The following is a 6,606-nucleotide window of genomic DNA, read 5'->3' on the forward strand; positions in this document are numbered from 1 at the left end:
CTCACCGGCCCCGGCTCACCGGCCCCCGACGCACCAGCCCCCGGGTTACCGCCCCTCCAGCCCCCAGTCCCCAACCCCGCCTACGGCGCCACGGACGGCGTCGTCCGCCGGGCGGTCCCGTCCGGGCCGCGGCGCTGCTCCTCCCAGTTGCCGAGCGCCGCCGCACACGCATGGTCGAGGTGACGCAGCCCGGACAGATCCAGCTCGATCTCCCGGTCCCGGGGCAGCGCCTCCAGCTGGTCGAGCAGCTTCGGCAGCCGCAGGAACGTCGCATGGCCCACGGCCCGTACCCGGATCGCCCCACTGCCCTCCAGGCCGGTCACCTCAAGGTGCACCTGCGAGGTCTCCCACGCCGACTTGGCGACCGCCAGCAGCAGCCCGAGCAGCACCCCCTCGAACATGTTGGTGGCCACGATCGCCACCGCCGTCGCCGCCAGCACCACGGCCTCGCCCCGGTGCTCCCGCCACAGCGGCCGCCACGTCCGCACCGGCAGCAACTTCCATCCCGCATGCACCAGTACGGCCGCCAGCGCCGCGATCGGGACGACGCCCAGCGCGGCCGGGAACGCCGCCGCGAAGACCAGCAGCCACACCCCGTGCAGCACCCGCGACGCCTTGGTACGGGCCCCCGCCTGCACATTGGCGGAACTGCGCACGATCACCGCGGTCATCGGCAGCGCGCCGAGCAGGCCGCACACGGTGTTGCCGGCGCCCTGGGCCAGCAGCTCCTTGTCGTAGTCGGTCTTCGGCCCGTCGTGCAGCCGGTCCACCGCCGCCGCACTGAACAGCGATTCGGCGGAGGCGATCAACGCGAAGGCGAGGACGGTGCCCAGCACCCCTGCCACCGCACCGGCCTCCACCAGCCGGGCGACATCCGCCCCGCCCGGCGGCTGGACCACTTCCAGCAGGCCCGCCACCTCGACCCGCGCCACCGGCAGGTCCAGCACCGCCACGGCGGCGGTGGCCAGCGCCACTCCGACCAGCGGCGCGGGCAGCACCCGCGCCGCCCGCCGCCACTTCGGCCAGAACACCAGGACCGCCATCGTCGACGCCCCGACCGCCAGCGCCAGCAAGGCCGGGTCGGACCCGATGGTGACCACCGCGAGGTCCGGCAGCCCGCCCAGGTTCGCCGGCCCGTTACCCGGAGCCTTGGCGTCCACCAGGGCGTACAGCTGCCCGGCGATCAGCACCAGCCCGATGCCCGCCAGCATCCCCTGCACGACCGCCACGGAGATCGCCCGGAACCAACGCCCCAGCCGCAGCGCCCCCATCACCAGCTGGAGCACCCCGGCGCTCAGCACCAGTACGCCCAGCGCACCGAGCCCGTACTCCTGCACGGCCTCGTAGACCAGTACGGTCAGCCCCGCGGCCGGCCCGCTGACCTGCAGACTGCTCCCCGGCAGCAACCCGGTGAGCAACCCCCCGACGACCCCGGTGACCAGCCCCAACTCAGCCGGCACCCCGGACGCCACGGCCACCCCGACACACAGCGGCACAGCCACGAGAAACACCACGAGCGAGGCGGTGACATCGGCCCGGACGTGGGACGAACGGAAGCGGAACGGCCGGACCCGGGACGCTCGTCCGGAATGGTCCGAACGGGCGGAATGATCCGAACGCGGCTCACCCCCCTCAGACGCGCCGCGAGAGGACGAAGCACGGGGAGGCGACGGAGTGCGCTGACCGGACGGAGCGCACTGAGGAGACGAGGCCTCCCGCGGAGACGAGGCGCGCTGAGAAGACGACGCGTGCCGGGGCGACGACGCGTGCTGGGAGGACGATGTAACGCCCCCGGACGACGAGGTGACGCCCCCGTCCGGCCGGGTGACGTCCCCGGACGACGTCACCCGGCCGGACGGCGGTATGGACGGCTGGACGGAACGACCGCGGCGGACTCGGAACCTACGCATGAGATGCCTCCAGCGAATCGGAATGCGGCGGCCCGGCACGCGGACACACACGGCAGGCACGAACCAGCACGACCGGGCGTGGGCACGAGGCCGCACCTGAGCACGTACGGGTCCGCACCGGCACGCGCGAACCACGCGGCAGGCGCCATGAAGGGTGCGAAGCGATGACGGCTGGATTCCGTCGGATGCGCGGGCCGGGGAAGGGCCCTGGGGCAGCTCTCAGCTTCTCGGAGCGAAAATCTCAGCAGCGGAAAACAACGTGCTGCACCGGCAGTTCACCCGAACTCGACAACGGCACGCCCTGGCGCCCGGTCAGCGGCGCAGTGATGGCCGCCCCGTCCTCAACGGTTGCTACGGGCGCGGCGGTCGACACGACGCTCCCCGACGGCACCGGAGCACACAGCGACCCGGTGGACCGCCCACCCCGCCGCGCCGGACAACGCCCCCCAACGTCATGCGGATGCCCGAAACCATCCCCAACCACCGGCCCCTCAGCCACCGACCGCCCTGCCTCAGACGACCGCCCTGCCTCAGACGACCGCCCGGACTCAGGCGAATGCCCTGCCTCAGGCGACCGCCCGGACTCACCGAGGCGGTAGGCGCCCCCGTCGGGAACCCGGTAATGGACCGCGCTGAGGCCCGAGTTGAAGCCCAAGCGGTGGTCCACGAAGGGACCCGGGTAGGAGCCTGCGTAAAGACCGCTGTACCCAGCCACCTCAAGCTCACCGTACGAGGCCGGCGCGACCGACGAGGCTGACGCGACCGGCGCGACCGGCGCGACCGGCGCGACCGGCGCGACCGGCGCGACCGGCGCGGCCGACGAGGCTGGCGAGGTGGGCGCGGCCGACGAGGCTGGTGCGACCGGCGCGACCGGCGCGGCCGAAGCACCCGCACCCCGCCCACCCACCGCCGCCCCGTATACACCCGAACTCCCGTATACACCCGAGCCACTGGCCGGCTGTACCGGTACGAACGCCACGACAAGGGACCCGACGACGGTCACGACGATCAACAAGAGCCGGCCGAGGCCGCCGACCCGGATCTTCGCCATCGTCGCCCCTTCCGGCGCGGCTGGACAGGTCACCCCATTGTGTCGAGGCTCAGCCGCCTAGCCACAACTTGTCAGGTAACCAGCCTGTAAACGCGGAGTTATCCAACAGGACGGAATGGTTCCGTTCGCTCCGGCGCCCGCCGGTGTACCCACACCCGCCCCCGCGCGCCCCACCGCACCCCACTTCCACCCCCACACCAACCCCACCCCGCCCCACGACGGCCCAGGTGAAACCCAGTCCCCAGACACTCACCCCACCCCATCACTCCCTGCTACTCTCAATAGGAACTAATCACTCTCCGTAATCGTTGCCGGAATAAGGAGGCAGCGGCGCCCGGCCCCCAGGCACCCCCGTAGCCACCCCCAACCGCACACCTCACCCACCCAGCCCCCAGCCCCACTCACCACCCACCTCACCCCCAACCCACCCCACCCCAGCCCCAACGCCCACCCCGCCCAGCAACTACCCGCCCCACCCACCAACTGCCTGCCCCACCCACCTACCTCACCTCCACCCACCATGGACCTGCCCCCGACCGCCGGCCCACAACGGCCCGCCAGCCCAGGCCCCGCCCTGCCCACGCCCCGCCCCGGCACCGGACCCCGCCCCACCCCGCGTCCCTCCGCGCATCACCTGGTGACGGGCCATACCGCAATCCACCCAGCGGGCGGTCCACCCATGGGCGGTCAACCCTGCGAGCGGTCCACCCAGCGGAACGCGCCGCACCCGGCCAGCCCGCGGTGCGAGGATGACGGCACAACGCAGAGATGCAGAGATGGAGACGGTTGGCGGACCAGAGGCACAGCCACCCAGAGGCACAGCCACCCCAGCCACCACACGCACAGGAACAAGCAGCACCGGCACAAACAGCTGGCACAAGCAGCACCGGCACAGCGCAGCGGAAAGGCGAACCGGCACCATGACCCAGAAGGTCGCAGTCCTCGGCACCGGAAAGATCGGCGAAGCCCTCCTCAGCGGAATGATCCGCGGCGGCTGGGCCCCCTCCGACCTGCTGGTCACCGCCCGTCGCCAGGAGCGCGCCGCTCAGCTGCACGACCGTTACGGCGTCGAAGCGGTCAGCAACGCCGAGGCCGCCAAGTCCGCCGACACCCTGATCCTCACCGTCAAGCCCCAGGACATGGGCACCCTGCTCCGCGAGCTGGCCCCGCACGTCCCCACCGACCGCCTGGTCATCAGCGGCGCGGCCGGCATCCCCACCTCGTACTTCGAGGAGCGGCTGGCCACCGGCACCCCGGTCGTCCGGGTCATGACGAACACCCCGGCCCTCGTCGACGAGGCGATGTCCGTCATCTCCGCCGGCTCCCACGCCACCGCCGCGCACCTCAGCCTCGCCGAGGAGATCTTCTCCACCGTCGGCAAGACCCTCCGCGTCCCCGAGAGCCAGCAGGACGCTGCGACCGCCCTCTCCGGCTCGGGCCCCGCGTACTTCTACTTCCTTGTCGAGGCCATGACAGACGCCGGCATCCTGCTCGGCCTGCCCCGCGACAAGGCCCACGACCTCATCGTCCAGGCCGCGATCGGCGCCGCCGTGATGCTCCGCGACAGCGGCGAACACCCGGTCAAACTCCGCGAAAATGTCACGTCTCCGGCCGGCACCACCATCAACGCCATCCGCGAACTGGAGAACCACGGCGTCCGCGCCGCCCTCATCGCCGCCCTCGAAGCCGCCCGCGACCGCAGCCGCGAACTGGCAACCGGCAACGGCTGACCGGTCCGGCAACGGCTGACGGCCCGGGCACGCCCCACAAGCGGACCCGTCCCAACCAGCGGACCCACCCCCACAACCAGCGGACCCGCCCCCCAGGCGCCCGCCCCGGCGAGGCGCCCCTCCCAAGGACTCTCCCGCCCAGCGAACCGCCCCACCCAAAGCCCCCCCCGCGAGGCACCCGCGAGGCACCCGCCCCCAACGGGTGCCCGCCCCCACGGACGAGCACCCCAAATCGCCCACGGAGGGGCACCCCCCAACCGCCGACCCCCTACACCCTTACCTCCCTTACACCCCACACCTCCCTTACACCCCACACCTCCCTTACACCCCACACCTCCCCTCCACCCCACACCACCCCTCCACCCCACACCCTCAAACCCCCAACCCCATGGCCCGATACGCCGCGTCCACCCGTGGCTTCGCCAGGGCGCGGGCGCGGTCGGCGCCGGTGCGTAGGACCTGGTCGACGTACGCCGGGTTCGCCGCCAGCTCCGCGTGGCGTTCGCGTACCGGACGCAGGGTTTCCACCACCGCGTCCGCCACGTCCTTCTTCAGGGCCCCGTACGACGCGTAGCCCTCGGCCAGGCGCTGCGGGTCCCCGTCCGTACAGGCCGCCAGGACATCCAGCAGGTTCGCGACGCCCGGTCGCGTCTCCCGCTCGTAGACGACCTCATCGCCGCCGTCGGTCACCGCCCGCATCACCTTCTTCCGCACCACCTCCGGCTCGTCCAGCAGAAAGACGGTCCCCGCCGTCCGGGCGTGCGACTTGCCCATCTTCGACGTCGGATCCTGAAGATCCATCACCCGCGCGGCCACCCTCGGAGACGTCGCCTTCGGTACGACGAACGTCGCCCCGTACCGCTGGTTGAACCGCACCGCGAGGTCCCGCGTCAGCTCCACATGCTGGGTCTGGTCGTCCCCGACCGGCACCTCGTCCGTCCCGTACGCGAGGATGTCCGCCGCCATCAGTGCCGGATACGTCAGCAGTGACAGCCGCACACTCCCGCCGCGCGCCTGCTCCCGTGCCGCCTTCTCCTTGTACTGGATCATGCGCCGCATTTCCCCGTCGGTGGCGGTGCACTCCATCAGGTACGCAAGTCGCAGATGCTCATCGACCTGACTCTGCACGAAGACCGTGCACTGCTCCGGGTCCAGCCCCGCGGCCAGCAGCAGCGACGCGGCCTGCCGGCTCAGCCGCCGTGCCCGCGCCGGATCGTGCTCCACGGTCAGCGCATGCAGATTCACGATGCAGAACAGCGCGTCCGCCCGGTGCTGGTCCTCCGCCACCCACCGCCGCACCGCCCCGAGGTAGTTGCCCAACGTCAGGTGCCCCGTCGGCTGCACCCCACTGAACACCCGAACGCGAGAGCCGCGCCCCCGCACCAGGTCGCCCCCGGCCACGCCGGCCCGCTCCCTCACCTGTTCACTCATCCGCCGTCTCTCCCGATTCCCGCACTCCCGGAACTCCCGGGGCGCATATCGAGACCGCCGACCTCGCCGGCCGGCTACGAGAAGCAGAAACGCGAACGGCCGCCGAGGCGGCGGCCGTGGTCATGCATGCGCTGTGGTCGGCCGCCGTCAGGCGGGCCACCACTGCTGTACGAGCGCATGCGTAGTCATGACGCCCAAAGTACCGCGCAAACCGGCGTACGGCACGGGTACGGCACGGCTACGGCACGGGTTTGAAGCACCTCACCCGCTCGTGTAGGGTTCTCCGAGTTGCCACGGAGCCGACGGCCCCGAGCGACCATCCCGCCGCCTCGCGGCACACCACTACTGCACGGCCCCTCATCGGGAACAATTTCGGCATGCCGAAATTCGGACCGCGGCGCGATTATGCGTTGACGAGGAATTCCGCTAACGTAGTGAACACGCCGAAAGGCGCGGCAAAACCCCCTCCGACGGGGAATCGGAA

The 6,606-nt window shown here is 71.6% G+C and carries 2 protein-coding genes and 1 pseudogene; 1 reads left to right on the forward strand and 2 read right to left on the reverse strand.

The window, feature by feature from the left end; genetic code table 11:
* Positions 1–80: 80 nt before the first annotated feature.
* Positions 81–1,538 (reverse strand): annotated as a pseudogene (locus AB0G35_RS34360) (SulP family inorganic anion transporter); the annotation flags it as partial.
* Between the two features lie 2,343 nt (positions 1,539–3,881).
* Between AB0G35_RS34360 and proC the strand changes: the two are divergent.
* On the forward strand, positions 3,882–4,691 hold the full coding sequence (proC, locus tag AB0G35_RS34365) for a pyrroline-5-carboxylate reductase (protein WP_360957832.1): 810 nt from the start codon (positions 3,882–3,884) through the stop codon (positions 4,689–4,691).
* Positions 4,692–5,063: 372 nt separating this feature from the next.
* Here the strand turns inward: proC and trpS are convergent, their stop codons facing one another.
* Positions 5,064–6,122 (reverse strand): tryptophan--tRNA ligase, encoded by a 1,059-nt coding sequence (gene trpS / locus AB0G35_RS34370; protein ID WP_360957834.1) that lies wholly within the window; start codon positions 6,120–6,122, stop codon positions 5,064–5,066.
* Positions 6,123–6,606 lie beyond the last annotated feature (484 nt).

This window comes from Streptomyces sp. NPDC021749, assembly GCF_040640655.1.
Lineage (GTDB): Bacteria > Actinomycetota > Actinomycetes > Streptomycetales > Streptomycetaceae > Streptomyces.

Excerpts from the sequence above, each read along its gene's own strand:
- proC (WP_360957832.1), top strand. The coding sequence starts at position 3,882 with ATGACCCAGAAGGTCGCAGTCCTCGGCACCGGAAAGATCGGCGAAGCC.
- trpS (WP_360957834.1), bottom strand. The coding sequence starts at position 6,122 with ATGAGTGAACAGGTGAGGGAGCGGGCCGGCGTGGCCGGGGGCGACCTG.